Source organism: Streptomyces sp. NPDC024555, from assembly GCF_055559335.1.
In genome coordinates, this window is the sequence record NZ_JBVHKV010000013.1 from 245,703 (window position 1) to 270,530 (window position 24,828).

The window sequence follows — 24,828 nt, forward strand, 5'->3', positions numbered from 1 at the left end:
CTCGCGCCGCCCGCACTCAGACGCCGTCCCCCTCGTCCTCCCGCAACCGGGCCAACTGCGCCTCGTCCAACAGCGGATCGAACCCCTCGGGGAACAGCAGCATCGCCGGCTGCGGCTCCATGTTCTCCAGCCCGTGCTCCTCGCACTCCAACGCGACGACATGCGGCCCGTCCCCACAGCCCCCGCGCCGGTAGGCCCTCCCATGCGTCCGGCAGGCGTACCCGAACACCGAGCAGTCGTCCCCGTCCGCCGGTTCGTGAAACGCCGGATCGCGGACGACCACGGTCACCGGGTCCTGCGGGTCGAAGGGAGGAACGGGCCGGGGATCACGCCAGAGGAGCCGGTCGGGGAGCATGGGGACAGTGTGTACCGAGGGCGGGGGGCCCGGGAGCCCGGTCCTACGAGAACGAACCCCTCTCAGAACCCCGGCACCGGCACGAAACCCGGCCACCACCCCGGCACCCCACCCGGGCATGCCGGGGTCGCCGGTCCCTCCCAGAACAGGGAGAGGGCGCACCAGGCGACGGCGAGAAGGGCCACCGCGAGGGCGATGGCGTGGGGGACGGGGTGGCGGCCGAGAAGGGTGCCGACCGCGACCCATGTCAGCAGCAGGACCGTCCCCATCGCCGGAATGAACAGCCAGAGCAGGAACCCGCTGTTGGCCGCGTTGTTCACCCCCACGTCGCAGGTGTCCCACACACGGCTGAGCAGCGCTGCCGTGGCCGGGGCGAGGACCGCCGCCACCGCCGTACCGAGCCATCCGTGCAGCCGTCGGACCGCCGTAGGGGCGTGAGCGCCCGGCAGGGCGTCCGTCGGGGGAGGCGCCGGATCCGTATTGACCATGGGATCAGTAACCACGGGATCAGGCGACTGGACAAGAGCCGGGAGGTCGTCGGTGATTGCGTCAGACGCGGTAGGGGTACAGGGCGACCCTGTCCGGCCCGACGCTGAACTGCACCATCGATCCGTCCACGCCGGCGGGGACGGGTGATGCCAGGTCGAACAGCACGGACCAGTGGTCGATCCGGAGGCAAGCGGCACCGTCGTCGGTCAGGTGCAGGCGACCGATCATGATCACCTGTTCGCCTTCCTGCCGGAGTTCCGGCTCGGTGACGGGGGTCGGCCGGGTGTTCTCGCCCCAGCGGATGTCCTCGTCGACTGTCCATTCGATGAGGTGCCGGCCGTCGGCCTCTCGCGGGTCACCGTGCCAGCGCACCACGGCGGAGCCGATAGCGGTGTGAACCCGAACCCTCATATGCGGCTGCGCGGTCTGCGGCAGGCTCTCCGTACGGACGGACATCGCCCCATCATCCACAGTTCCCAGTTCCCAGTTCCCAGTTTCCCGTTCGCAGTTCACAGTCCGCGATCAGGAGATCAGCGTTTGACCGGAGCCCTGTCCCGTCCTGTGCGAGCAGCCCATCGGGCACCAAAACCGCGGAAGAAGACCCTCCGCGTTGATCAGCGAATACCGTCCACAAGATGACGCACATAAGGAAAATCCGGACGCGGCGTATGGCAGTGGCGCTGGCCGCTGCGGCAGCCGCAGTGGTACTCGGCGTGGGCGGGGCGATCGCGGCAGCGGACGAGGACGGCGGATCGTCCGGCCCGACTCCGGTGCCCACGGAGACCTCCGACACGGGAAGCACCGTAGGCGGCGGAGACACCAGCGGCGGAGACAGTGGCTCCGTCAGCGGTTCGGGTGGCACCGACGGCGGCGGTTCCGTCGGCGCCGATACGGGTGGAGGGAGCGATCCCGAGTCCCCGTCCCCCACGGACGTGCCCACGTCACAGCCCACCAGCCCCGCCACCCTGGAAGAACTGGCGGAACGCATCGACGGCCTGGAGAAGAAGGTGGACGAACTGCCCACCAAGAAGGAACTGGCCGATGCGCTCCGGGCCTTCGCGGACACGTTGGACCGGCAGGACTCATCCGGCGGAACACACTCCCCGACCCCCTCGCCGTGACCCGATAACACCGCTCGCATGAGACCGGTCCGCCACGGGACCCGACCGGTTCTCGGAAATGGTCAAGGGCCGGTTTCGGATGTCTCCGAGACCGGCCCTTGATCTGCGGCGGTCATGAGGATTTCTCCCTGCGCCCATGGCGCGTCACCGCACGCCGGGGCGCGAAGCGCACACGGGTTTCATCCCGTCGGCGGGAGGTCACGGCCCCACCGATGAATCCTCCGCCCCCGAACGGTCTGCACAGGGACACGACCGTCGTCGAATGGAGCCGTCCCATGTCCACCATCCAGCCCGTGATCGTCACCACGCATCTCGACGTCATGCGCGACTTCTACACCCAGCTCTTCGACGCCGAGCAGATCTTCCGCGTCCCCGAGAAGGGTCCCGTCTTCTACCTCGGCCTCCGCATCGGCGACACCGACCTCGGACTCGTCTCCCCCAAGGACGCCCCCGCCCTCGACGCCGCCGCACCACGCATCCTCCTCAGCATCGCCGTCGACGACGTCGACAAGACCCTCGCCCGGGTGGAGGCCCTGGGCGGTACGGTCGGCGGCGCCCCGAACGACATGCCCTGGGGCCAGCGCGTCGCCCACATCAAGGACCCCGACGGGAACGCGGTGAACCTCACCCAGCCGGTGGGGTGAGGGGTGTGCGGGGGCTACCGGGCCGGGCTACGCGTCCTTGAGGCCGCTGACGAACGCCGACCAGGCCCCCGCCCGGAACACCAGCGCCGGGCCGTCGGTCGCCTTGGAGTCGCGTACGGGGACGATGTCGGGGTTGCCGTCGAGGACTTCGAGGCAGTCGCCGCCGCTCGCGCCGCTGTATGTGGACTTGCGCCAGGTGCCCATTTCCAGGCAGTTGCCGCCGCTGGCATCGCTGTATGTGGACTTGTGCCAAGTAGCCGCGGACAGGTCGTGGTCAGAGCTGTTCAGCTTCATGGTCGTAATCCTCCGCCACCGATTCGATCAAGGCCAGGGACGCTGCCGGTGGGATCGCGTTGGCCGCCAGCAGATCGTAGGCCAGTTCGTGCTGACGGACTGCGGCCGGGTCGTCCTGCAACTGCCCGGTTCCAAGGCCCTGGAGGTACGCGAGCGGAGGCGCGTCTTGGAAGGTCATCAGCTTGAGAGACCCTTCCAGCGCCGCGTGTGCGCCCGCCGAGAACGGCAGCACCTGAACGATGATTCTGCGCTGCCTGGCCAGCTCCGCGATGTGCCGCAACGCTGCTGCCATCGTCCTCGGTCCCCCCACTGTGCGGCGCAGTACCGACTCGTCCAGAACTACCCACAACATCGGCACTGTTGGATCGGCGAGAATCTGCGCGCGCTCAAGCCTGGCCGCCACCAGGTCGTCGATCATGCTGTCGGTGGCGGTGGGCCGACCAGCCTCGAACACGGCCCGCGCATACGCCTCCGTCTGCAACAACCCTGGAATGAGCTGCGGCGCGTACTCCTTGATCTCGGTCGCCCGCGCTTCCGCCTCGGCGGCCTCCGCGAAGTGATCCGGGTACTTCGACTTCTTCAGCGCCTGACAGTTCCGTACGAAGAACCCGTCCGCGCCTAACAGTTCGTCGAACTTCACCGCCTGATCCATCTGCATGCGCCGCACGCCGGATTCGAGCTGGCCGATGAAGGAGCCGCTGACGAAGAGAGGGGCGCCGAGGTCGGTCTGGGAGAGGCCGGCGGCTTCGCGGCGGTGGCGGAGTTCGGCGCCGAGGAGGGCGCGGGGGGAGGAGGAGGGGTCCAGCTTTCTGGGGCCTGGCATGACAACTCCTTGTGGCACACGTGCGGTTGTTGGAGCCGTAGTCCTTCCAGGCTATCGACGAAATGGCCACGCTGGGTATGCGTTGGAACTACTCAGAGTGGAAGGAATGGATCATGACGACTACGGAGCGGCGCAAAGCGGTGGCGGGCACGGTGCGGACGGCGGAGGAGCTGGTGGCGCGGTTGAAGGGTGGGTTCGCGGGGGTCGGGGTCGTGCTGCCGTCGTTGCGGGTGGACCCGGTCTCGTACGCCGTCGAGGAGCCCGTGCCCCTGGTCGACCTGGGGCGCTGCAACCTCGATACGGCGCTGCGGCTGAGCGAGGCGCTCGAAGGGCTGGGGAGGTCCGGCCGTGACGTGTGAGCCGGGTGGGGGCGAGGGCGAGGCGGTGGTGCCCGGGCCGGGGGCGTACGTGGTGGACGTCCGGGACGGGCGGATCGGGCGGGTCATGGGGCAGGTCGGGCCGGACGTGCAGCTGCGGCCGCCCGGGGGCGGGGCGGAGTGGGACTGTCCGCCCGACTGCGTACGGCCCGCCTCGCGGGGGATGGTGCTGAGAGCCCGGGTGACGGAGGTCAACCGGGAGGGGCAGCTGCCCCGTTGAGGGGAGGCGCGGGCGGAGGGTCGGTGGGCGCGCAACCGTCTGCAAGTGCTGCAAGCGCGGGCGGTTGTTACGCAAAAAGATGATTCTGCTTCGCATTATCGCGTCAGTGGTGTGGAATCTTCTCGCATGGGCCTTGTGGGCGGTGATGCGCGCGCCCTACTGTCGCTCGTCACCACCCCTCTCCCCTCCGCAGAGAAACGGGCCCCGCCATGCCACGAAGACCCCGCCGGACACGCGGTACGGGGCTGTACGCCTCCGCCGTCGCCGCCCTGACCGCCGCCGCTGTCGGGGCGGGCGTGCTCGCCGCCGTACCGGCCGGGGCGCGGCCCGCCGCGCCGGCGGCCGGGCCCGTCGTCACCCGGGCCGCGCTCGATCCGCAGCTCGTCGCGGGCCGGGGCGCGAAGGTGCCGTTCGTCGAGCAGGAGGCGGAGAACGCGGTCACCACCGGGACCGTCATCGGCCCCGACCGCACCGCCTACACGCTGCCGTCGGAGGCGTCCGGGCGCCGGGCGGTGCGGCTGGAGCCGGGGCAGCACGTGGAGTTCACGCTGCCTGCCGCCGCCAACGCGATCACCGTGCGCTACAGCGTTCCGGACGCGCCGGGAGGCGGCGGGACCACCGCACCGCTCGATGTCGCGGTGAACGGGGCCAAGCGGTCCACGATGACGCTGACCTCGCAGTACTCCTGGCTGTACAACCAGTACCCGTTCTCCAACGACCCGGGTGCCGGGCTGCTCCACCCCGACTGGTGGATCACCGAATGCGCCTGCGTGCCCGCCGCCACGACGCCCGCGCCGGAGATCGCGAAGCCCTTCCGGCCCTCCCACTTCTACGACGAGCAACGGCTGCTCCTGGGCCGCACGTACCGCGCGGGCGACACCGTACGGCTCACCGTCCCCGCCGGGGCCCGGGGCGGCGTCTCCACCGTCGTGGACCTGCTGGACTCCGAACGCGTCGGCGCGCCGCACGTCGAACTCCTCGCCGCCAACGTCCTCGCCTTCGGGGCCGACCCGACCGGGCGGCGCGACGCGGCCGGGGCGATCGAGAAGGCCATCGCCTTCGCCCGCCGCACCCACCTCAAGGTCTACCTCCCGCCGGGCACGTACCGCGTCGACCGCCACATCGTCGTCGACGACGTCACGATCACCGGGGCGGGCAACTGGTACACGAAGATCAAGGGCCGCGAGGTCACCCTCGACGAACCCGCCGCCGACGGCTCCGTCCACACCGGGGTCGGGTTCTACGGGAAGCCGGCCGCCGAGGGCGGCAGCCACGACGTCCACCTCTCCGGGTTCGCCATCGAGGGCGACGTACGCGAACGCGTCGACACCGACCAGGTCAACGCCATCGGCGGCGCCATGAGCGATTCGACCATCAGCGGTCTGCACATCAGCCACACCAAGGTCGGCATGTGGTTCGACGGGCCGATGAAGAACCTGCGGATCAGCGACAGCATGATCGTCGACCAGATCGCCGACGCCATCAACTTCCACACCGGTGTGACCGATTCACGGGTGACCAACACGTTCGTACGGAACTCCGGCGACGACGGACTGGCCATGTGGTCCGAGAAGGCCGCGAACGCCCGCAACACCTTCGACCACAACACCGTCCAGACGCCCGTCCTCGCCAACGGCATCGCGATCTACGGCGGCACCGACACCACCGTCTCGCACAACCTCGTCGCCGACCCCGTCCGCGAGGGCAGCGCCCTGCACATCGGCGCCCGCTTCGGCGCCGAACCGTTCGCCGGGCGGCTCGACCTCACCGACAACACGGCCGTCCGCGCCGGTACGTACGAACTGAACTGGAACATCGGCCTCGGCGCGCTCTGGGTCTTCGCCCTCGACCGCACCATCGACGCCGACATCCGCGTCACCGGCGACCACTACCTCGACAGCACCTACAACGCGATCATGCTGGTCTCCGACTGGGCCGTGAAGGACCAGTACGAGATCAAGGGCATCCGCTTCAAGGACATCCACGTCGACGGCACCGGCACCTCCGTGCTCAGCGCCCGCGCCGCCGGCGGAGCGAGCTTCGAGAACGTGGACGCCCGCCACGTCGGCGCCGTCGGCGTCAACAACTGCGGCTCGTTCAACTTCCCCGCCACCGGCTCCGAGTTCGCCCTCACCGACCTCGGCGGCAACGACGGCGGCTGGCTCGCCCCCTGGCTCCTCCCCAACACGATCACCTGCGACGACCGCCCGGAGGTGGTACCGCCGCCCGCCCCGGGCACCTGGTGACCGCATGACCGCATGACCGCGCGGCTGTACGACCGCGTGGCCGTACGACCGCTTGACCGCGCGGCACCGGCTGTCGCGTACTCCCGTCATCCGTCCGCTCACCGTGGCACGATTCCACGGTGAGCAGCAGAACCGATTCCGCACAGCATCTGAGCGACCTCGCGCGGCTGCGCCGGGTCAAGGACCGGATCGACCGGGAGTACGCGCAGCCGCTCGACGTGGAGGAACTGGCCCGGGGCGTGCACATGTCCGCCGGGCATCTGAGCCGCGAGTTCCGGCGGGCCTACGGGGAGCCGCCGTACGGGTATCTCATGACCCGGCGGATCGAACGGGCCATGGCGCTGCTGCGGCGGGGGGACCTGAGCGTCACCGAGGTGTGCTTCGAGGTCGGGTGCGCGTCGCTCGGCACGTTCAGTACCCGCTTCACGGAGCTGGTCGGGGTGTCGCCCAGCGTCTACAAGAAGCAGGCCGACGACAGCCGCGCCGGCCTCCCGTCCTGCGTCGAGAAGCAGGTCTCGCGACCGGTCAGGAATCGAGAAGCGGCCTCCCGGAAGCCGGATTAGCGTGGCGGACATGGACATCAACATTCACTCCACGTTCCTTCCGCACGACGACCCGGACGCCTCGGTGGCCTTCTACCGCGACGTTCTCGGCTTCGAGGTGCGCAACGACGTCGGGCAGGGGACCATGCGCTGGATCACGGTCGGACCGGTCGGCCGGCCCGAGACGTCGATCGTCCTGGAGCCCCCGTACGCCGACCCGTCCGTCTCCGACGAGGAGCGCGCCACCATCACCGGGATGATGGCCAAGGGCACCTTCGCCCGGGTGCTCCTCGCCACCGACGACCTGGACGCCGCCTTCGAGAAGGCCCAGTCCGGCACCACCGACATCGTCCAGGAACCGGCCGACCAGCCGTGGGGCGTCCGCGATTTCGCCCTCCGCGACCCGGCGGGCAACCTGATCCGCGTCCAGGCGCGCTGAGCCGCCACCGCTGTGCGTACGACGTCGGGACGGGACCGTATCGTCCACGCGGATGCGTCAGGACGGGGCCGTATCGTCCGTACGGCGGCGTCGGGACGGATCCGTACCGTTCGCACGGCGACGTCGGGACGGGACCGTACCGTCCGCACGGCGGCGCGAGGACGGGACCGTATCGTCCGCACGGATGCGCCAGGACGGATCCGTATCGTCCGCACGGCGACGTCAGGACGGGACCGTACCGTCCGCACGACCCCGGACCGGGACCTCCCGGCCGTTTGTGACATCGACGGGGCCGCGGGGGCGGCCCCGCCCACGGATGGAGACTCATGACCAGGGCCAAGAGCACGCAGACCCCGGCAGCCACCGCGCACTCGGGTGACAGCCACGATCTGATCCGGGTGCACGGCGCACGGGTGAACAACCTCAAGGATGTCAGCGTCGACATCCCCAAGCGCCGGCTGACGGTCTTCACCGGGGTCTCGGGCTCCGGGAAGAGCTCCCTGGTCTTCGGGACCATCGCCGCCGAGTCGCAGCGGCTGATCAACGAGACGTACCCGGCGTTCGTGCAGGGCTTCATGCCGAGCCTGGCCCGGCCCGACGTGGACGTCCTCGAAGGGATCACCACCGCGATCAGCGTCGACCAGCAGCGCATGGGCTCCGACCCGCGCTCCACGGTCGGGACCGCGACCGACGCCCACGCGATGCTGCGGATCCTGTTCAGCAGGCTCGGCAAGCCGCACATCGGCCCGCCCAGCGCGTACTCCTTCAACACCGCGTCCGTCCGCGCGGCCGGTGCGATCACCGTGGAGCGCGGCAGCAAGAAGACGGTGAAGGCCACGTTCAACCGGACCGGCGGCATGTGTACGCGCTGCGAGGGACGCGGCAAGGTCTCCGACATCGACCTCACCCAGTTGTACGACGCCTCCAAGTCGCTTTCGGAGGGCGCGTTCACGATCCCCGGCTGGAAGTCCGACAGCCAGTGGACCGTGCAGGTGTACGCACAGTCCGGTTTCGTCGACCCGGACAAGCCGATCGCGAAGTACACCAAGAAGGAACTCCAGGCCTTCCTGTACGGGGAGCCGGTCAAGGTCAAGGTGAACGGCGTCAACCTCACGTACGAGGGACTGATCCCGAAGATCCAGAAGTCCTTCCTGTCCAAGGACAAGGAGGCGATGCAGCCGCACATCCGGGCGTTCGTGGAGCGCGCGGTCACCTTCACGGTCTGCCCGGAGTGCGACGGCACCCGGCTCAGCGAGGGGGCCCGCTCCTCCAAGATCAAGCGGATCTCCATCGCCGACGCCTGCGCCATGGAGATCCGGGACCTGGCCGAGTGGGTCGCCGGGCTCGACGAACCGTCCGTGGGGCCGCTGCTCGACGCGCTGCGCCAGACGCTCGACTCGTTCGTGGAGATCGGCCTCGGCTATCTGTCGCTCGACCGGGCCGCGGGCACGCTCTCCGGCGGCGAGGCGCAGCGCGTCAAGATGATCCGCCACCTGGGCTCCTCGCTCACCGATGTCACGTACGTCTTCGACGAGCCGACCATCGGCATGCACCCGCACGACATCGAGCGCATGAACAAGCTGCTGCTGCGGCTGCGCGACAAGGGCAACACGGTGCTCGTCGTCGAGCACAAGCCGGAGACGATCGCGATCGCGGACCATGTGGTGGACCTGGGGCCGGGTGCCGGTACGGGCGGCGGCACGGTCTGCTTTGAAGGCACCGTGGAGGGACTGCGGGCCGGGGACACCATCACGGGGCGGCACTTCGACGACCGTTCGACGGTCAAGGACACGGTCCGGGAGGCGACCGGGGCGCTGGAGATCCGCGGCGCGTCGGCGAACAACCTGCGCGATGTCGACGTGGACATTCCGCTCGGGGTCCTCACCGTCATCACGGGGGTCGCCGGTTCCGGCAAGAGCTCCCTCGTCCACGGGTCGATCCCGCAGAACGAGGGTGTCGTCTCGGTCGACCAGAGCCCGATCCGCGGCTCCCGGCGCAGCAACCCGGCGACGTACACCGGGCTCCTGGACCCGATCCGCAAGGCCTTCGCCAAGGAGAACGGCGTCAAGCCCGCCCTGTTCAGCGCCAACTCCGAGGGCGCCTGCCCGACCTGCAACGGGGCCGGGGTCATCTACATGGACCTGGCGATGATGGCCGGGGTCTCCACCCCGTGCGAGGACTGCGAGGGCAAGCGGTTCGAGCCCTCCGTCCTGGAGTACAAGCTCGGCGGGCGCGACATCAGCGAGGTGCTGGCGATGTCGGTCGCGGAGGCCGAGGAGTTCTTCGGCGGCGGGGAGGCGAAGCTTCCCGCCGCGCACCGCATTCTGGAACGCCTCGCCGACGTCGGCCTCGGCTACGTCAAGCTCGGCCAGCCGCTCACCACGCTCTCCGGCGGTGAACGCCAGCGCCTCAAGCTCGCCACCCACATGGGTGAGAAGGGCGGCGTCTACCTCCTGGACGAGCCCACCACCGGCCTCCACCTCGCGGACGTGGAACAGCTCCTCGGCCTGCTCGACCGCCTCGTCGACTCCGGCAAGTCCGTCATCGTCGTCGAGCACCACCAGGCCGTCATGGCCCACGCCGACTGGATCATCGACCTGGGCCCCGGCGCCGGCCACGACGGCGGCAAGGTCGTCTTCGAGGGCACCCCGGCCGACCTGGTGAAGAGCCGGGCGACGCTCACGGGGGAGCATCTGGCGGCGTACGTGGGGGCGTGAGACGGCGAGGACCCCCTCGTTAGCCTGTGGGCATGACAAGCATGAGTGCGGGTGTGCCCGCGGGCCCCGGTGCCGAGAGCGATGCCGAACTGGCCGTACGCGCCGCCCTCGCCGGTGCCGCCGTGGTCCGTGAGATGTACGGCACCGCCCTGCGGACGTTCGGCAAGTCCGGCGGCGACTTCGCCACGAGCGCCGACCTCGCGGCGGAGAAGGCGATCCTCGACGTACTGCGGGCGGCCCGGCCGGACGACGCGGTGACGGGGGAGGAGGGCGGTGCCACCGGGGCGGCGGGGGCGCGGCGGCGCTGGCTGGTGGATCCGCTGTGCGGGACGCTCAACTACGCGGTGCGGAACATGCTGGTCGCGGTGAACGTGGCGCTGCGGGCGGACGATACGACCACCGCCGCCGCGTCCGCCGATCCGTTCAACGACGAGGTGTTCTGGACCGACGGGGTACGGGTCCGGGTCCGCCGGGACGGGGTGGACGAGGAGCCGGCCCCCTCGCCGTCCTCCGCCCTCGTCGACGTCAACCTCGACCCGCCGTTCCCGCACGCCCCGGAGTTCCGCGCCGTGGACCTCCTGGCCGCCCCCGGCTTCGCGGAACGCTTCCGCCCCCGCGTCGTCTCCAGCACCCTGGCCGTCGCCTGGGTCGCCGCCGGACGCCGTGCCGCGTACGTCACCGACGGGGGCACCGGCCTGCGCGACAGCGTCCACTTCGCCGCCGGGATCGCGCTGTGCGAGGCCGCCGGCTGCGTCGTCACCGGCATCGACGGCGGCCCCGTCCACACCGGCGCGGGCGGACTGATCGCCGCGGCCGACCGCGAGACGCACACGGCGCTGCTGGCCCTGGCGGGAGGCGTACCGGTGGAGGACCCGGCCCCGTCCGTCCGCTGACCCCGGCCCGTTCACCCTCCCGGAAGGCGGCCCCGCGTTGCCGGTCGTTCTCGTGCTGCTGCTCGCCGGAACCTGGCTGCTCTCGGGCGCCCTGGTCACCGGCACCGATCCGCTGACCGTCGCGGTGGGCCGTACGGCCGTGTGCTGTCTGGTGCTGACGGCCGTCGCCGCCTCGTCCGCGTCCGGCCGGGCCGATCTGCGGCGGGTCGCGGCGCGGCCGGGGAGCGTCTGGCTGCTGGGCCTGCTCGGCTTCGCCGGGTACGCGGCCGGCACGCTCCTGTCCATCGCCCGGGTCGGCACCTCGCTCACCAACCTCGTCGTCGCCCTCCTGCCCTGTGCGTCGGTCGCGGTCGGCGCGCTGTTCTTCGGCGAACGGGCCGGGCCGCGCGGCACGGCGGGCGCGGCCCTGGCCTGCGCGGCGGGCGTCGGCTACGCGGCCCTGGGCGTGGACACGAGCGATCCGGACCTCGTGGGCCTGCTGCCGGTCGCCGCCGCGACGATCGCCTTCGCGGTCTACGGCTTCCTCTACCGGCAACGCCTGCCGGGGCTGCCGCCCCTCGTCGTCCTGCCGGTGCTCCTGGCCGCCGCCACCTGCCTGCTCCTCCCGATGTCCCTGCCCGCCCTGATCGCGCACCCGCCCACCTGGACGGCGATGGGCGGCATCGTCCTGCTCGGCGGCGTCGTGTACGCCCCCGCCTACCTCGTACAGCACCGGCTGATCCTGCTCCGCGGCCCGGTCTTCACGGCCGCCGTCCAACTGGCCGTCCCCTTCACCGTCCGCCTCGGCGATTGGGCCCTGCACACCGCCCCCGCCCCCTCCGCCGCCGAACTCCTCCTCCTGGCGGTCTGCTGCGCGGGCATCGCCCTCGTCACCCTCCGCCCGACGCGGACGACGGAAACGGAACCGGAGCCGTCGGAACGGTGAGTCGGGGGCGGTGAGCCCTGGGCGGTGCTCGGTGCGTGGCTCACACGATCGTGGGACGCTGGGCCGTGCGGCCCGGAGCCGCGCAACCGTCGATCTACGCTCCACCCGACAGGCTTCAGACGAAGGGACCCGCGATGACCGCCGCGATGGTCGAGCACCAGCAGGACTCTGAAGGCCGCCCGTGGGACTACCTGCTCCATACCTGGCAGGAACTGGACGTGCCCGAGGGGTGGCGCGCCGAGATCGACGAAGGGCAGATCGTCTTGGTACCGCCGCCGCATGCGCTGCACAACAGCATCGCCGCCAAGGTGCACCGCCGTCTGTGCGCGCACCTGCCCGACGAGTGGGAGGTCTTCCAGACCCTCGGCGTTCACGTGGCGCCCCTCGACAAGCTGTACGTCCCGGACCTCGTGGTGATGTCGGCCGCGTTGGTCGACGCGGCGGACCCCGAGGTGAACAACCCGATGGACGCCGCCGACGCGCTGCTCATCGCCGAGATCACCTCCCAGGGCAACGCCCGCGACGACCGCACGAAGAAGTACCGCGCCTATGCCCGCGCGGTTGTGCCCGTGTATCTGCTGATCGACCGGTTCGACACCCGGGGCCCGATGTCCACGGTGTTCACGGAGCCCAACGAGGACGGCACGTACAAGCGCTCCGACGCGGTGCCGTTCGGCAAGCCGCTCGTGCTGCCGGGGCCCTTCGACGTCACGCTCGACACGGAGGCGTTCCCCCACTGAGGGCGGAACGGTGACCCGTGGGCGATCCGCGGAACGGAGAAACGGCGGCACCCCCCTGACCGGGGATGCCGCCGTTTCGGTGTGCGGGTGGGTGTCAGACCCCGGCCGGGGTCTGCGCGGGGGTGGCCGCGGTGGTGTCCGGGGCGGGGTGGGGGCGGGCGTCGGACGGGGTTTCCTGGGAGACGTTGAACTCGGCCAGGAGGTCCTTGCTGAAGCCGAAGAAGTACGTGGCGAGGAAGCCCGCCAGATAGCCGACGACGAGGCCGCCCGCGTAGATGGCGATCGTGGCGCCGAGGCCGTGGTTGCCGTCCAGGAGGGGGAAGAGGGCCCAGCCGGAGGGGCCGATGGCGGTGGAGCCGACCGCGTCGCCGAGCTGGTTGAAGAAGCCGACGAACGCGCCGCCGAAGGCACCGCCCACGCAGGCGGTGATGAACGGGCGGCCCAGGGGCAGCGAGACACCGTAGATCAGGGGCTCACCGACGCCGAGGAAACCGGCGGGGAGGGCCGACTTGATGGTCCGGCGGATCGACTCGTTGCGCGGGAGGCGGAAGTAGACCGCGAGGGCCGCGCCGACCTGGCCCGCCCCGGCCATGGCCAGGATGGGGAGGAGCACCGTGTAGCCCTGCTGCTCGATCAGGGTGGTGTGGATCGGGATCAGCGCCTGGTGCAGGCCCAGCATGACGAGCGGGAGGAAGAAGCCGCCGAGGATCAGACCGGCGCCCGCGCCGCCGTTGGACAGCAGCCAGTCGGCGAAGTCGCCGATGGCGGTGGAGACCTCGCCCGCCACGTACATCAGGCCGAAGATCGTCACCAGGCCGGAGATCAGGACCGTCAGCGTCGGTGTGACCAGCACGTCGAGCGCCTCCGGCACCCAGCGCCGGCACCACTTCTCCACGTAGACCGCGAGGACGGCCGCGCCCAGTGCGCCGAGGACGCCGCCCTGGCCGGGGGAGAGCTTCTGGCCGAACGCCTCGATGTTCGCGACGCCCGGGAAGACGATGATGGCCGCGACCGCGCCGCCGAGGATCGGCGTGCCGCCGAACTCCTTCGCCGTGTTGTAGCCGACGAAGACCGCGATGAGCGCCATGAAGCCGGAGGCCATCGCGGCGAGGGCCGGGGTGACGGAGGGCAGCCACTCCAGGTTGACCAGCAGGCCGTTGAGGCCGGCGATGATGCCGCAGCCGATCAGGGCCGGGATCAGCGGCACGAAGATGTTCGCGATCCTGCGCAGGAACAGCTTGAACGGGGTGGCGTTCTTCGCCTTGCGGGCCGCCTTCATCGCGGCGCCCTGAGCGGCCAGCTCCTCCGCCGTGAGCGGAGCGGCGGGCTCGCCGTCGGCCGGGGCGGGAGCCGGGGACGGCGCCCCGGCCTTCCCCTCCTCGACCAGCTTCTCGAACTCCGGGGTGACCCGGGCGACCGTGCCGGGGCCGAGCACGATCTGGTACGTGTCGTCCTCGACCACGCCCATCACGGCGGGGACCGCCTTCAGCGCCTCGTCCTGGACGAGGGAGCGGTCGCGCAGCCCGAGCCGGAGCCGGGTCATGCAGTGGGCGATGGAGCTGACGTTCGCGGCGCCACCGACGAGCGGAAGGATCGCGGCGGCGGTGGCGCGGTTCTTGTCTTCTGTAGCCATGGTGCGTGGTGCCTTGCTGTGCGGGAGGTGCGGAGGTGGAGCGTGGGTCAGGTGGTGCGGGGGGTGGCGGCGGCGAGGGCGGCGCGCAGATGGCCGTCCGACGCGGACAGCAGCGTGGCCGCGGTGGGGCCGTCGACCTGGCCCAGGATCGTGAGGATGGCGTTCTTCACCTCGCCGTCCGTCGCGGCGAGCGCGGCCTCGATCTCCTCGTCGGAGGCACCGGTGGCCAGCGAGACGATCCGCCGCGAGCGGGCCCGCAGCTTCTCGTTGGAGGCGCGGACGTCGACCATCAGGTTCCCGTACGTCTTGCCGAGCCGGATCATCGTGATCGTCGAGAGCATGTTGAGGACGAGCTTCTGGGCCGTGCCGGCCTTGAGCCGGGTCGAACCGGTCAGCAGCTCCGGCCCGACGACGACCTCGACCGGGTGCTCGGCGGCGGCGCCCAGCGCGGAGTCCGCGTTGCAGGACAGACCGATGGTCAGCGCGCCCTTCGCGCGGGCGTGCTCGACCGCGCCGACCGCGTACGGCGTACGGCCGGAGGCGGAGATGCCGACCACCGTGTCGTCGGCGGTCAGACCGAGGCCTTCGAGGTCGGCGGCGGCCAGCTCCTTGCTGTCCTCCGCGCCCTCGACGGCGGTGATCATCGCGGACGGGCCGCCCGCGATCAGGCCGATCACCTCGGCCGGGTCCGTGTTGAACGTGGGCGGGCACTCGCTGGCGTCCAGCACCCCGAGCCGGCCCGCCGTGCCCGCGCCCGCGTAGATCAGCCGGCCGCCGCGCGCCATCCGCTCGGCGAGGGCGTCGATCGCGGCGGCGATCTCGGGCAGCCGCTCACCCACGGCGGCGGGCACCGAACGGTCCTCGCCGTTCATGATCCGGGCGATCTCCGCCGTGTCGAGCCGGTCGATCTCGGCGAGCTCGGGGCGGAACGCCTCGGTGGTGAGGGTGGCGAGCTGGGCGCGCAGCTCGCCGTATCCGTCGGAACCCGGTCCGTCGGAGCCGGGCCGGTCGGAGCCGTATCCGTCGGAGGGGGTGGCGCCGGTGTCGGTGAGGGAGGTCATGGAGAGCGGCTCTGCTTTCTTGAACTCGTACGTACGGTTCCGCGGGTGCGGGTGCGGGTGCGGGTGCGGGTGCGTGTGTGTGCGGGTGCCGGAGGGCCGGGTGTCAGCGGGTGCGCGGGGTGTGGCGGTGCGCCAGCGCCTCGTACGAGGCGGCGAGCGCCGGGGCCGCCGTCTCGTACGTCCGCTGGGCGACCCCTATGAACAGGCAGTCGACCACCAGCAGCTGGCTGGTGCGGCTGGACATGGCGGCCGGGCGCAGCTCGCTCTCGCGGGCGGTCGACGTGGTCAGCACATGGTCGGCGTACTGCGTCACGGGCCCGTCCGGGCGGCCGGTGATGGCGATCGTCGTCGCGCCCCGGTCGAAGGCGACCCGCAGCGGCTCTATGACGTCGCCCGTCGAGCCGGAGTGCGTGATCGCGATGGCCACGTCGCCGGAGCGCAGCTGCACGGCGTTGGTCACCGCGAGGTGCGGGTCGGTGTGGGAGTGGGCGATCAGGCCGATGCGGGCGAGCTTCTGCGCGAGGTCCTGGCCGACCAGCGAGGAGGCGCCCACGCCGTAGATGTCGATCCGGCGCGCGGTCGCGGCGGCGGCCACCGCGGCGCCCAGCTGCACCGTGTCGAGCCCGGCGGCGGTGTCGGCGAGGGTCTGCTGCTCGTCGTAGGCCAGCTTGGCGACCACGTCGGCGATCGGGTCGTCCACCGCTATGTCCGCGGTGACGGCCGGGGCCCGGCCGGACTGCTGGTGGGCGGCGAGACCGGCCAGCGCGAGGCGCAGATCGCGGTAGCCGGGGTAGCCGAGGAGGCGGGCCGTGCGGACCACGGTGGCCTCGCTGGTGCCCGTCAGCTCGGCGAGACCGGTGACCGTGAGGGCGGCGCAGCCGGCCGGGTCACCGGCGACGGCCTCGGCGACCCGCTGCATCGAGCGGGTCATGGACGGCGCGAGGGTCCGCACCTTGGCCGCCAGCGCGGCGGGCGCGGGCGGCGAATCCGGGCTGAAACTTTCCTTCAGGTCATGGGTCACCTTTGAAAGATATTTTCAACCCTCCTGTCCGTCAACCCCCCTTTTCGCCAGGGCGTCCGGGCGCCGGGTGGACAATGGCTGCATGGAGACGAACCCCCTGGAGCAGGCGCTGCACACCGCCCGCGCACTGGTCATGGCCGATCTCGCCGCCGGAGACGTGGCGGAGGCGCAGATCGTCTCGCTGGTCGAGGACGCGGTGACGCACCGGCGCTGGTGGGTGGAGCAGTGGCCGGAAGGAGCGGAGTTCCTCACCGGGCTCGTCGCCCAGGACGTGCAGGACGCCCTGCTGGAGCGGTACGGCCGCTGGCCGCTCTGCCCGGTCTGCGACGCGGGCGACCCGCACGCCCTGGACGTCGAGCCCGAGCTGGGCCCCGACCCGCACTGGGTCTGCGCGAAGGCGGCGGTGGCCGTCGCCCCGGTCGGCGGACTGACGGGGATACTGCGGCCGTGACCGTCTACATCGACCCGCCGGACTGGCCCGGACACGGCCGGTTCTGGTCGCACCTGGTCAGCGACGTGTCCTTCGAGGAACTGCACGCCTTCGCCGCGTCCATCGGCTGCCCGCCCCGCGCCTTCGAACGCGACCACTACGACGTGCCGGCGGCCCGGTACGAGGACGCCGTGCGGGCCGGGGCCCGGCAGATCGGCTCCAAGGAACTGGTGCGCCGCATCACCGAGGCCGGACTGCGCCGCCCCAAGGGCCGCCCGGCCCCCGGCCCGGCAGCCCCCGGACCGCTCCCGTCCGTCTGAGCCGCCTGTCCGAACCGCCCGCCCTCAGCCGCCCGACGTGGGCGCGCACACCTCCGCCGCGTCCCGCGCCGCCGCCGCCGGGGCCCCCGTCACCAGCCGGGACGCCGAGGGGCTCCGGCGCTGGAGCCGCAGCGAGACCACCACCGCGGCCAGGGCGAGCACGGTCATCGCGGCCCCCGCCCACGCGGTCGCCGCGTATCCGAGGTCCAGGTCGATCACCGTGCCGCCGAGCCACGGGCCACCGGTGTTGCCCAGGTTGAACGCGGCCGTGGTCGTCGCCCCGGCCAGCGTGGGGGCCGCGCCCGCCACGTTGAACATCCGGGCGTTCAGCGCCGGAGCGGTGTAGAACGCGGAGACGCCGAGCAGGAACGAGAGGACGATCACCGCCGCCTGGTTCGCCCCGAACAGGGCCAGCGCCGCCAGGAACACCGTCGAGGCCGCGATCCCGCTCAGCAGCACCCCGAAGAGGTGCGCGTCCGCGACCCGGCCGCCGATCGTCGTACCGACCAGCGCCCCGACGCCGAACAGCGCCAGCACGGTCGGCACCCAGCCCGAGTCCAGCCCCGCCACGTCCGTCAGCAGCGGCGCCAGATAGCTGAACGCGCAGAACACCCCGCCCGCCGCCAGCGCCGTGACCACGATCGACAGCCACACCTGGCGGTCCCGGTAGATCGCCATCTCCCGCTTGAGCTGCGGCTTCTCCTCGGGCAGCGGAATCCTGGGGATCAGCGTCGACACCCCGACGAGGGCCACGGCCGAGGCCGCGCCGACCGCCCAGAACGCCGAGCGCCAGCCCAGGTTCTCGCCGAGGAAGGCACCCAGCGGCACCCCGAGCACATTGGCGATGGAGAGCCCGCCGATCATCACCGCCATCGCGCGGGCCCGCGCGTTCACCGGCACCATCGCGATGGCGACGGCCGCCCCGACCGCCCAGAACCCGGCGCACGCGAACGCGCTGACCACCCGGGAGGCGAACAGCACCTCGTACGTCGGTGCCAGCGCGCCCGCGACCTGGCCGAGGCCGAAGACGGAGATCAGCGCGATGAGCGTGGTGCGGCGCGGCAGCCGGAGCGTCGCCACGGCGAGCAGCGGGGCGCCGATCACCATGCCGATCGCGAAGGCGGAGATGAGGAGACCGGCGCGCGGGATCGACACGTTCATGTCGTCGGCGATCGGCGGCAGCAGCCCGGAGAGCATGAACTCGCTCGTGCCGAGTGCGAAGACCGAGAGGCCGAGTATGTATACGGCGAGCGGCATACGGGTGCGGCTGGCGGTGGAGTCGGGCATGACACCTCGCAACAGTGCGATCGTGCCCCGCATTCCCGTACGTCTGGGCGAGCCGCCCCACGAGCCCCCGCGCCCCGCTTCCGTCCGCGCTCAGCCGGCGAGCAGGCCCAGCTCCGTGGCGAGGTTGTGGCGGGCCCGCTCCTCCCACCGCTTTGCCCCCTCCGGCGTACGGAACAGCCTCGGCAGTCCGAGGAGCTGCCGCAGCACGGCCGCCCGGCCCTCCCGGAACGCGTCGTCGGGCACGAAGCCGTACTCCTCGCGGACCCGGGCCGCGTACGCCGCGTACTCCTCCGGCGACCCCGCCAGGACCGCCAGGTCCGCGTCGCACAGCACCTCGCCGTTGCGGTCTCCGGGGGCCGGGTCGTGGGAGACGGTCAGCCGGACCAGCCGGGCCACCTCGGCCGTCGTCGCCGCGTCCACGCCCGCCTCGGCCAGGGCCCGCTCGGCGAGGACGGCGCTGCGCTCCTCGTTCTCCGAGCGGTCCGGCCGGTAGACCGCGTCGTGGAACCAGGCGGCCAGCCGGACCGCGTCCGCGTCCTCGGCGTGGGCGGCCAGCGTGTCGACGTGGTCGAGCACCGCCGCCAGATGGCCGGTCGTGTGGTACCGGCGCTGGGGCTCGGCCCACCGCGCCAGGAGGTTGTCGGCGTACGGCAGCGGATCGGGGCCCTCGCCGCCCCGGACGGCGACGAGGGTGTCCTGCCAGCGGGTGCGGAGACTCCGCGCGCTCTCGGTCATGGCGGCGACTCTAGGACACGCCCCAGGGCCTGTACGGAGTTCTCCGCCGGCCGTCAGTCCGGTGGGCTGTCGCCCGGCCGGTCCACGCAGGACAGGGCCATGACCTCGTCCTCGGTGGGCCGGGCCTCGTCACGGGTCGCCTTGGGGACGGCCGGAAGGTTGTTCCGGAAGTCGTTCTCCCAGGCGGTCGCCTTGCTGAGGTACTGCGTGAGCTTGTCGCGCAGCCGGACGCAGTCCTTGCGATGGCCCTTGGCCATGGCGATGCCGTAGTCGTTGGGCTCCCCGAACTTGATGCCGTCCACGACCCGGAGCGACGGATTGGCGTCCATGAACCCGTACAGGATCAGCTGGTCCGTGGAGACCGCGTCGACCTCCTTGTTCTTCAGCGCGTTCACGCAGTAGTTCGCGTCCTCCTCGACCCGCTTCACGATCTTGTCGTGGGCCGGTTTGCTCAGCTCGTTCGCGGACGTGGTGCCCTTCCACACGCAGACGACCTTGCCGCTGAGATCGGCCAGCGACCGGATGCTCCGGTCGGCGTCCCGGATCAGGAAGCCCTGCTGGGTGGAGGCGTACGGACCGACGAAGTCGAGGTCGTCGCCGCCCTTGTCCTTGGGCGCCATCCGGGACGGGGTGATGGAGTAGGTCGCCGCCACCAGCTGCACATCGCCGTCGTGCAGCAGCTTCGCCCGGTTCTTGGAGAGCACACCGCTGAAGCGCGGGGTCTCGTAGCCGAGCATGTTCATGAGCGTGCCGACCACGGCGATGTCGAAGCCGTTGTACTCGCCGTCGTGCGGCGAGTAGCTCGTACCGGGCTGGTCGCTCTTGGCCCCGACCTCCGTGTCGTTGTCGAGGATCGACGGAGGGTCGGAATCGCAGCCGGTCGTGGACACGTACAGAACGGCTGCCGCGAGCGCCGCCGCGACGGCCCTCGCCCGGCGGTGCCGGGCTGCTCCTGCCATCTCTCCTGCCTCGTTCCCTGGGTGAGTGGTCCGTCAGTCGTTGTGCATGACGCCCTGCCGGTCCACCAGCCGCAGGGTGCAGCCCTCATCGGTCCGCACCCGCAGTTCGAAGGAGGCACCGGCCCGGTCGGCGAGATCCCCGAGGGCGAAGTCGGTGGTGGAACGGGCGGGCAGGTCGGACTGGCGCGGGGTGACACCCTCGGTGAGCGCGGTGAGCACCACCCGCGTCTTGTGGGAGCAGGCCGGCGCGTCCGGGTCGTCCTCGCCGATCTCCAGGGTGAGCCGCAGCCGGTCCCGCCGGTCGGCCCGGTCCGGCTGCGGCATCGTCAGCGTGAGGACACTGCCCGGCGCGTCGGTCAGCGGCTGCTTCCCGCGCACCTGGATCGCCGTCGTCACCTCGCCGCCGCGCACCACGTTCTGGAACGACCACCAGCCGATCAGCGAGAAGACGAGCGAGGCGATGAGCAGCAGATCCGGCAGCAGGGCCCGTGCGCCGTCCCGGGGGGCCGGGTGCGCCCCACCGGTCCGGGCGCGCTCGGGCGCGCGGATGCCGATGTGGGCGACGGCGGCGAGGAAGGCGAGCAGCAGGAAGACGAAGAAGACGGCGTACTGCCCGCGCGAACCGCCGGGCCAGTTCCACACGGCGTACCCGGCGAGGACGACGGACAGCACGAGGAACAGCCAGCCCGTGACGAACGAGGCCCGCCGGCTGAAGACCTGCATCAGCACGCCGATCGAGCCGATGAGCGTGTTCCCGTCACCGGTCGACCGGACGTTGACCCGCTGTCCGCCGCCGGGGTCCTGGCTCATGGCCGGTCGGCTCTCGGGGCGGGGTTGAAGTTCTCGATCCGGTCGATCCGGCCGATCAGCGTGTTGTTGTCGCCGGTCGACGTCATCGAGATCGACGACGGGGCGGGAGCGGGCGCCGGCCGCCGGGCGTCCACGAGCCCGACGAGATCGGCCGCGCCGTCCGCGGAGCCGTCCAGCCAGGTCCGCAGCGCCTCCACGAGCCGGGCGCGGTCGGCGGGGTCCAGCTCCCCGAACATGCGGAGCAGTTCACCGGCGGTCTCCGGCGGGAGCGCGTCCCCGGCGTCGTCCGCCCGCGCGTCCGGGCGGACCAGGCCGCGGAAGAAGTCCTCACCGGCGTCGACCGTCCGGTCGGAGGCGCGCTGAAGGGCACCCTCCGCCACCCGGGAGGCGAAGAAGGAGAAGTGGGGGGCAAGGTGGCCGGCCAGATCGATCAACAGGGACACGACGGCTCCAGGAGTCTCCGGGTGACTGCCAACACTCTTGATACTCAGGGTAATTGAGTATGCGCGTTTCCGGTATCACGGACGGGTGCCCGGGGGCCCCGGTGATTGGATGGGCGCGTGACTGACTCACGTGATCCCGAGCTGCCCGGTCTCCTCCTCCGCACCGAACGGGACCTCCTCGTCCCGCTGCTCCGGGCCGCCCCGGCCGCCGACTTCGAGCTGCGGACCGCCTGCCCCGGCTGGACGGTGCGCGATCTGCTCGCGCACTGCGGCTCCGCCCTGAACCGGGTGGTGGAGAGCCGGTTCGGACCGGACGTCTTCAGCCCCGAGTGCAACGACCGGGACATCGCGGAGCGGGCCGGCTGGACCGTGGAGCAGGTGATCGACGAGCTGGAGCACGGGATGACCGAGGCAGGGGCCGCGATCGCCGCCGCGGGCGGGGTGCTGGACGCGGTCGCCCTCGGCGAGTGGATCCACGCGGGCGACGTCCGCGCCGCCTGGGGCCTGCCCGGCGCGTACGAGGGGCCCGGACTCCCGTACGCCCTGCGGCTGATCGGCCCACGCGCCCGGCAGGTCAAGGCCGCGGCGTACGTCGCCGAACTCACCGGAAGCGGCGAGGAGCTGGCCGTCGGCACCGCGCGGGAGGACCGCGGGCCCGGCCGCTACCGGGGCGACGGCGCCACCCTCGTCCGGCTGGTCTCGGGCAGGCCTCTGGTGGGGACGCGGTACGCGCTGGAGGGCGTACGGGAGGCGGAGCTGAACCTCTTCGGCTGAGACACCCGGACCGGCGGCCCGGCGCGGGCGCTACGGTGCGCCCGTGACGAATCCGACGCAACTCACGGACGGACCGGGCGCGCAGGGGCGGCCCGGCCCCGTCGCGGTCATGGACCTCAACGCGGACCTCGGCGAGGGCTTCGGGCGCTGGACGCTCACCGACGACGAAGCCCTGCTCACCTGCGTGACCAGCGCCAATGTCGCCTGCGGCTTCCACGCGGGCGACGCCTCCGTGATGCGCCGGGTCTGCGCGGCGGCGGCCGAGCGCGGCGTACGGATCGGCGCCCAGGTCTCCTACCGCGACCTCGCGGGCTTCGGCCGCCGCGCCATGGACGTGCCCGCCGCCGAACTGGCCGCCGAGATCGCCTACCAGATCGGCGCGCTGCGGGTGTTCGCCGAGGCCGCCGGCTCCCGGGTCTCGTACGTCAAACCGCACGGCGCCCTCTACAACCGCACCGTCCGCGACGACGAGCAGGCCGCCGCCGTGATCGAGGGCGTACGGCTGGCCGGGGGCCGTCTCGCCGTCCTCGGGCTCCCCGGCTCCCGGCTGCTCGACCGGGCCGCCGACGCCGGACTGCCCGCCGTCGAGGAGGCCTTCGCCGACCGCGCCTACACCCCGCAGGGCACCCTCGTCCCCCGGACGGAGCCCGGCGCGGTGGTGCACGACGCGGACGAGGTCGTACGCCGGGGCGTGGCCTTCGCCGTCGAGCGCTCCGTGACCGGGGCCGACGGCCGCCGCATACCCGTCGCCGCCCGCTCCCTCTGCGTCCACGGCGACACCCCCGGCGCGGCGGCCCTCGCCCGGCGCGTGCGCACCGCGCTGGAGGAAGCCGGCGTCACCGTACAGGCGTTCACGGCATGAGCGCGGAACGGACCGTGGGCGTGGGGCACGGCACGGACACCGGCCACCCCGCCCCCCGCACCGCCCCGCCGACCGTCCTGCCCGCCGGGCCCGGAGCCCTGCTCGTGGAACTGGCGCACCGGGAGGACGCGGACGCCTTCCACACGGAGGTGATGCGCCGTCGCGCGGCCGGTGCGCTGCCGCAGGTGCGGGACATCGTGCCCGGCGAACGGACGGTGCTCCTCGACGGGATCGCCGCCGGCGGGGCGGCCGCGCTCGCCCGGGAGCTGCGGACCTGGACCGTTCCGCCGCCGCCGTCCGGTTCCGGTGCGGTGGTCGAGCTTCCGGTGGTCTACGACGGGCCGGACCTGGCCGAGGTCGCCGGGGCCTGGGGCGTGGCCGCCGGAGACGTGGCCCGGATCCACGCGGAGACGGAATTCCGGGTCGCGTTCTGCGGGTTCGCCCCCGGGTTCGGCTATCTCACCGGGCTGCCCGGCCCCCTCCACCTGCCGCGCCGGGCCACGCCCCGGACCAGGGTCCCGGCGGGCGCGGTGGCGCTGGCCGGCCCGTACACCGGGGTCTACCCGCGTCCGTCCCCGGGCGGCTGGCAGCTCATCGGGCATCTGCCGGACCCCGCCCCCCTCTGGGACCCGGCCCGCGAACCGGCCGCCCTCCTGACCCCGGGGACCCGCGTCCGCTTCGTGGAGGCCGCGCGATGACGCCGTACGGGGGCGCGGGGAGCGGGGCGGTGCTGCCGGGGCCCCGGGACGGGGCGACGGAGGGCGGGGACGCGGAGACGCCGTACGCCTTCCTGCACGTCGTCCGGGCCGGTGCGCTGACCACCGTGCAGGACGAGGGCCGGCCGGGCCACGCGCATCTCGGCGTCGGACGGGCCGGGGCCCTGGACGCACCGGCCGCGCGGCTGGCCAACCGGCTGGCCGGGAACCCCGCCGGGGCCGCGCTCCTGGAGACGACCGCCACCGGCTGCGCGGTGCGCCCGGACCACGCGGTGCGTGTGGTCGTGGGCGGGGCGCCGTGCCGGGTGACGGTGGACGGGCGGCCGGTGGCGTGGGGCGCCCCGGTGCGGGTGCCGGGCGGTGCCGTGCTGGACGTGGGGCACGCGGAGCACGGACTGCGCGGCTATGTGGCGTTCGCGGGCGGTGTCGCGGTGCCCCCGGTGCTCGGCAGCAGGGCGGCTGACCTGCTCTCCGGGCTGGGCCCGGCGCCCCTGCGCGACGGGGACGTCCTGCCGCTCGGGCAGCCGGTGCGGGGCGGTGCCCCGGTGGACGACGCGGTGCCGTGGGCCGGGGCGCCCGGGGTGCTCGTCCTGCCGCTGCACCTCGGGCCGCGCCACACCTGGTTCACCCCCGCCGCCCTCCGTACGCTCACCACCGCGCCCTACCGCGTCGCCCCGCAGAGCAACCGCATCGGCCTGCGCACCGAGGGACCGCCCCTCGCGCGCGGGCGGGCGGGCGAGCTGCCCAGCGAGGGCATGGTGCTCGGCGCCGTCCAGGTCCCGCCTGACGGACGGCCGGTCGTCTTCCTCAACGACCATCCGACGACCGGGGGTTATCCGGTCGTCGGCGTGGTCGCCGCACCGGCGCTCGCCGCGGCCGCCCAGGCCGTCCCGGGCACCCCGGTCCGCTTCGTCCGCGCCCCGGCGGCCGGCCGGAGGTGAGCCCGCGCCCC

At 72.3% G+C, this 24,828-nt stretch carries 30 protein-coding genes; 17 read left to right on the top strand and 13 right to left on the bottom strand.

Features of this window, described 5'->3' with window-relative positions; genetic code table 11:
- Positions 1–16: 16 nt before the first annotated feature.
- The 3 genes from ACZ4FH_RS24025 to ACZ4FH_RS24035 all read right to left on the bottom strand — a co-directional run bounded on the left by ACZ4FH_RS24025 (position 17) and on the right by ACZ4FH_RS24035 (position 1,300).
- Complete coding sequence (locus ACZ4FH_RS24025; RefSeq protein WP_467307231.1) at positions 17–355, bottom strand: hypothetical protein; 339 nt, start codon at positions 353–355, stop codon at positions 17–19.
- 62 nt (positions 356–417) lie between these two features.
- Entirely contained in the window at positions 418–858 is a 441-nt protein-coding gene (locus ACZ4FH_RS24030; protein WP_467307232.1) for a hypothetical protein, read from the bottom strand.
- Between the two features lie 46 nt (positions 859–904).
- Positions 905–1,300 carry a hypothetical protein gene (locus tag ACZ4FH_RS24035; RefSeq protein WP_467307233.1) on the bottom strand — a complete coding sequence of 132 codons (396 nt, stop codon included), beginning with the start codon at positions 1,298–1,300 and terminating at the stop codon, positions 905–907.
- A gap of 476 nt (positions 1,301–1,776) precedes the next feature.
- Between ACZ4FH_RS24035 and ACZ4FH_RS24040 the strand changes: the two genes are divergently transcribed.
- Positions 1,777–1,965 (top strand): hypothetical protein, encoded by a 189-nt coding sequence (locus ACZ4FH_RS24040; protein ID WP_467307235.1) that lies wholly within the window; start codon positions 1,777–1,779, stop codon positions 1,963–1,965.
- A gap of 275 nt (positions 1,966–2,240) precedes the next feature.
- On the top strand, positions 2,241–2,609 hold the full coding sequence (locus tag ACZ4FH_RS24045; protein WP_467307236.1) for a VOC family protein: 369 nt from the start codon (positions 2,241–2,243) through the stop codon (positions 2,607–2,609).
- A gap of 27 nt (positions 2,610–2,636) precedes the next feature.
- Here the strand turns inward: ACZ4FH_RS24045 and ACZ4FH_RS24050 are convergent, their stop codons facing one another.
- Both ACZ4FH_RS24050 and ACZ4FH_RS24055 read right to left on the bottom strand, forming a co-directional pair.
- A complete protein-coding gene (locus ACZ4FH_RS24050) occupies positions 2,637–2,903 on the bottom strand; it encodes a DUF397 domain-containing protein (protein ID WP_467307237.1) in 267 nt (88 codons plus the stop codon).
- Entirely contained in the window at positions 2,884–3,726 is an 843-nt protein-coding gene (locus tag ACZ4FH_RS24055) for a helix-turn-helix domain-containing protein (protein WP_467307239.1), read from the bottom strand. Before ACZ4FH_RS24055 ends, ACZ4FH_RS24050 begins: the two co-directional genes overlap by 20 nt.
- Positions 3,727–3,839: 113 nt before the next feature.
- Here ACZ4FH_RS24055 and ACZ4FH_RS24060 point away from each other — a divergent pair, with 113 nt between their 5' ends.
- The 9 genes from ACZ4FH_RS24060 (at position 3,840) to ACZ4FH_RS24100 (ending at position 12,825) form a co-directional block, all read left to right on the top strand.
- A complete protein-coding gene (locus ACZ4FH_RS24060) occupies positions 3,840–4,085 on the top strand; it encodes a hypothetical protein (RefSeq protein ID WP_450682219.1) in 246 nt (81 codons plus the stop codon).
- Positions 4,075–4,323, top strand: a complete 249-nt coding sequence (locus ACZ4FH_RS24065) for a hypothetical protein (protein ID WP_467307241.1) — start codon at positions 4,075–4,077, stop codon at positions 4,321–4,323. The genes ACZ4FH_RS24060 and ACZ4FH_RS24065 overlap by 11 nt, the downstream gene beginning before the upstream one ends.
- Positions 4,324–4,532: 209 nt before the next feature.
- Positions 4,533–6,569: a glycosyl hydrolase family 28-related protein gene (locus ACZ4FH_RS24070; protein WP_467307243.1), complete on the top strand. Its 2,037-nt coding sequence runs from the start codon at positions 4,533–4,535 to the stop codon at positions 6,567–6,569.
- A gap of 119 nt (positions 6,570–6,688) precedes the next feature.
- A complete protein-coding gene (locus tag ACZ4FH_RS24075; RefSeq protein WP_467307244.1) occupies positions 6,689–7,132 on the top strand; it encodes a helix-turn-helix transcriptional regulator in 444 nt (147 codons plus the stop codon).
- A 10-nt stretch (positions 7,133–7,142) separates the two neighbouring features.
- A complete protein-coding gene (locus ACZ4FH_RS24080; RefSeq protein WP_383651027.1) occupies positions 7,143–7,550 on the top strand; it encodes a VOC family protein in 408 nt (135 codons plus the stop codon).
- Between the two features lie 326 nt (positions 7,551–7,876).
- On the top strand, positions 7,877–10,267 hold the full coding sequence (locus ACZ4FH_RS24085) for an ATP-binding cassette domain-containing protein (RefSeq protein WP_467307246.1): 2,391 nt from the start codon (positions 7,877–7,879) through the stop codon (positions 10,265–10,267).
- A 32-nt stretch (positions 10,268–10,299) separates the two neighbouring features.
- Positions 10,300–11,160 carry an inositol monophosphatase family protein gene (locus tag ACZ4FH_RS24090; protein ID WP_467307247.1) on the top strand — a complete coding sequence of 287 codons (861 nt, stop codon included), beginning with the start codon at positions 10,300–10,302 and terminating at the stop codon, positions 11,158–11,160.
- Positions 11,161–11,197: 37 nt separating this feature from the next.
- The gene (locus tag ACZ4FH_RS24095; RefSeq protein WP_467307248.1) at positions 11,198–12,085 is read left to right on the top strand and encodes a DMT family transporter; all 888 of its coding nucleotides are present in this window, start codon (positions 11,198–11,200) and stop codon (positions 12,083–12,085) included.
- Positions 12,086–12,219: 134 nt separating this feature from the next.
- Positions 12,220–12,825 (top strand): Uma2 family endonuclease, encoded by a 606-nt coding sequence (locus ACZ4FH_RS24100; RefSeq protein ID WP_467307249.1) that lies wholly within the window; start codon positions 12,220–12,222, stop codon positions 12,823–12,825.
- 94 nt (positions 12,826–12,919) lie between these two features.
- On the opposite strand, the gene ACZ4FH_RS24105 is transcribed toward ACZ4FH_RS24100, so the two are convergent.
- The 3 genes from ACZ4FH_RS24105 to ACZ4FH_RS24115 form a co-directional block, all read right to left on the bottom strand.
- Positions 12,920–14,458, bottom strand: coding sequence for a PTS transporter subunit EIIC (locus tag ACZ4FH_RS24105; RefSeq protein WP_467307250.1), 1,539 nt, complete (start codon positions 14,456–14,458; stop codon positions 12,920–12,922).
- 47 nt (positions 14,459–14,505) lie between these two features.
- Positions 14,506–15,519, bottom strand: coding sequence for an N-acetylmuramic acid 6-phosphate etherase (gene murQ, locus ACZ4FH_RS24110; RefSeq protein ID WP_467307252.1), 1,014 nt, complete (start codon positions 15,517–15,519; stop codon positions 14,506–14,508).
- Positions 15,520–15,622: 103 nt separating this feature from the next.
- Positions 15,623–16,540, bottom strand: coding sequence for a MurR/RpiR family transcriptional regulator (locus tag ACZ4FH_RS24115; RefSeq protein ID WP_383651020.1), 918 nt, complete (start codon positions 16,538–16,540; stop codon positions 15,623–15,625).
- A gap of 82 nt (positions 16,541–16,622) precedes the next feature.
- Here ACZ4FH_RS24115 and ACZ4FH_RS24120 point away from each other — a divergent pair, with 82 nt between their 5' ends.
- Positions 16,623–16,991 carry a hypothetical protein gene (locus ACZ4FH_RS24120; protein ID WP_467307254.1) on the top strand — a complete coding sequence of 123 codons (369 nt, stop codon included), beginning with the start codon at positions 16,623–16,625 and terminating at the stop codon, positions 16,989–16,991.
- Entirely contained in the window at positions 16,988–17,290 is a 303-nt protein-coding gene (locus ACZ4FH_RS24125; RefSeq protein WP_467307255.1) for a DUF4031 domain-containing protein, read from the top strand. Before ACZ4FH_RS24120 ends, ACZ4FH_RS24125 begins: the two co-directional genes overlap by 4 nt.
- Before the next feature lie 24 nt (positions 17,291–17,314).
- Here ACZ4FH_RS24125 and ACZ4FH_RS24130 read toward each other — a convergent pair whose 3' ends face one another.
- From ACZ4FH_RS24130 to ACZ4FH_RS24150, 5 genes are all read right to left on the bottom strand, one after another.
- Entirely contained in the window at positions 17,315–18,547 is a 1,233-nt protein-coding gene (locus tag ACZ4FH_RS24130; protein ID WP_467307298.1) for a Cmx/CmrA family chloramphenicol efflux MFS transporter, read from the bottom strand.
- Between the two features lie 120 nt (positions 18,548–18,667).
- Positions 18,668–19,312, bottom strand: coding sequence for an HD domain-containing protein (locus ACZ4FH_RS24135; protein ID WP_467307257.1), 645 nt, complete (start codon positions 19,310–19,312; stop codon positions 18,668–18,670).
- Positions 19,313–19,365: 53 nt separating this feature from the next.
- Positions 19,366–20,271, bottom strand: coding sequence for a transporter substrate-binding domain-containing protein (locus ACZ4FH_RS24140; RefSeq protein ID WP_385113370.1), 906 nt, complete (start codon positions 20,269–20,271; stop codon positions 19,366–19,368).
- Between the two features lie 33 nt (positions 20,272–20,304).
- Complete coding sequence (locus ACZ4FH_RS24145) at positions 20,305–21,081, bottom strand: hypothetical protein (RefSeq protein WP_467307258.1); 777 nt, start codon at positions 21,079–21,081, stop codon at positions 20,305–20,307.
- Positions 21,078–21,524, bottom strand: coding sequence for a hypothetical protein (locus ACZ4FH_RS24150; RefSeq protein WP_467307260.1), 447 nt, complete (start codon positions 21,522–21,524; stop codon positions 21,078–21,080). Before ACZ4FH_RS24150 ends, ACZ4FH_RS24145 begins: the two co-directional genes overlap by 4 nt.
- Before the next feature lie 117 nt (positions 21,525–21,641).
- Here ACZ4FH_RS24150 and ACZ4FH_RS24155 point away from each other — a divergent pair, with 117 nt between their 5' ends.
- The 4 genes from ACZ4FH_RS24155 (at position 21,642) to ACZ4FH_RS24170 (ending at position 24,817) form a co-directional block, all read left to right on the top strand.
- Positions 21,642–22,298, top strand: a complete 657-nt coding sequence (locus tag ACZ4FH_RS24155) for a maleylpyruvate isomerase family mycothiol-dependent enzyme (RefSeq protein ID WP_467307261.1) — start codon at positions 21,642–21,644, stop codon at positions 22,296–22,298.
- A 109-nt stretch (positions 22,299–22,407) separates the two neighbouring features.
- On the top strand, positions 22,408–23,160 hold the full coding sequence (locus ACZ4FH_RS24160) for a LamB/YcsF family protein (RefSeq protein WP_467307299.1): 753 nt from the start codon (positions 22,408–22,410) through the stop codon (positions 23,158–23,160).
- The gene (locus tag ACZ4FH_RS24165) at positions 23,157–23,858 is read left to right on the top strand and encodes a 5-oxoprolinase subunit B family protein (protein ID WP_467307262.1); all 702 of its coding nucleotides are present in this window, start codon (positions 23,157–23,159) and stop codon (positions 23,856–23,858) included. Before ACZ4FH_RS24160 ends, ACZ4FH_RS24165 begins: the two co-directional genes overlap by 4 nt.
- A complete protein-coding gene (locus ACZ4FH_RS24170) occupies positions 23,855–24,817 on the top strand; it encodes a 5-oxoprolinase subunit C family protein (protein ID WP_467307264.1) in 963 nt (320 codons plus the stop codon). The genes ACZ4FH_RS24165 and ACZ4FH_RS24170 overlap by 4 nt, the downstream gene beginning before the upstream one ends.
- The last annotated feature ends 11 nt before the right edge of the window (positions 24,818–24,828 follow it).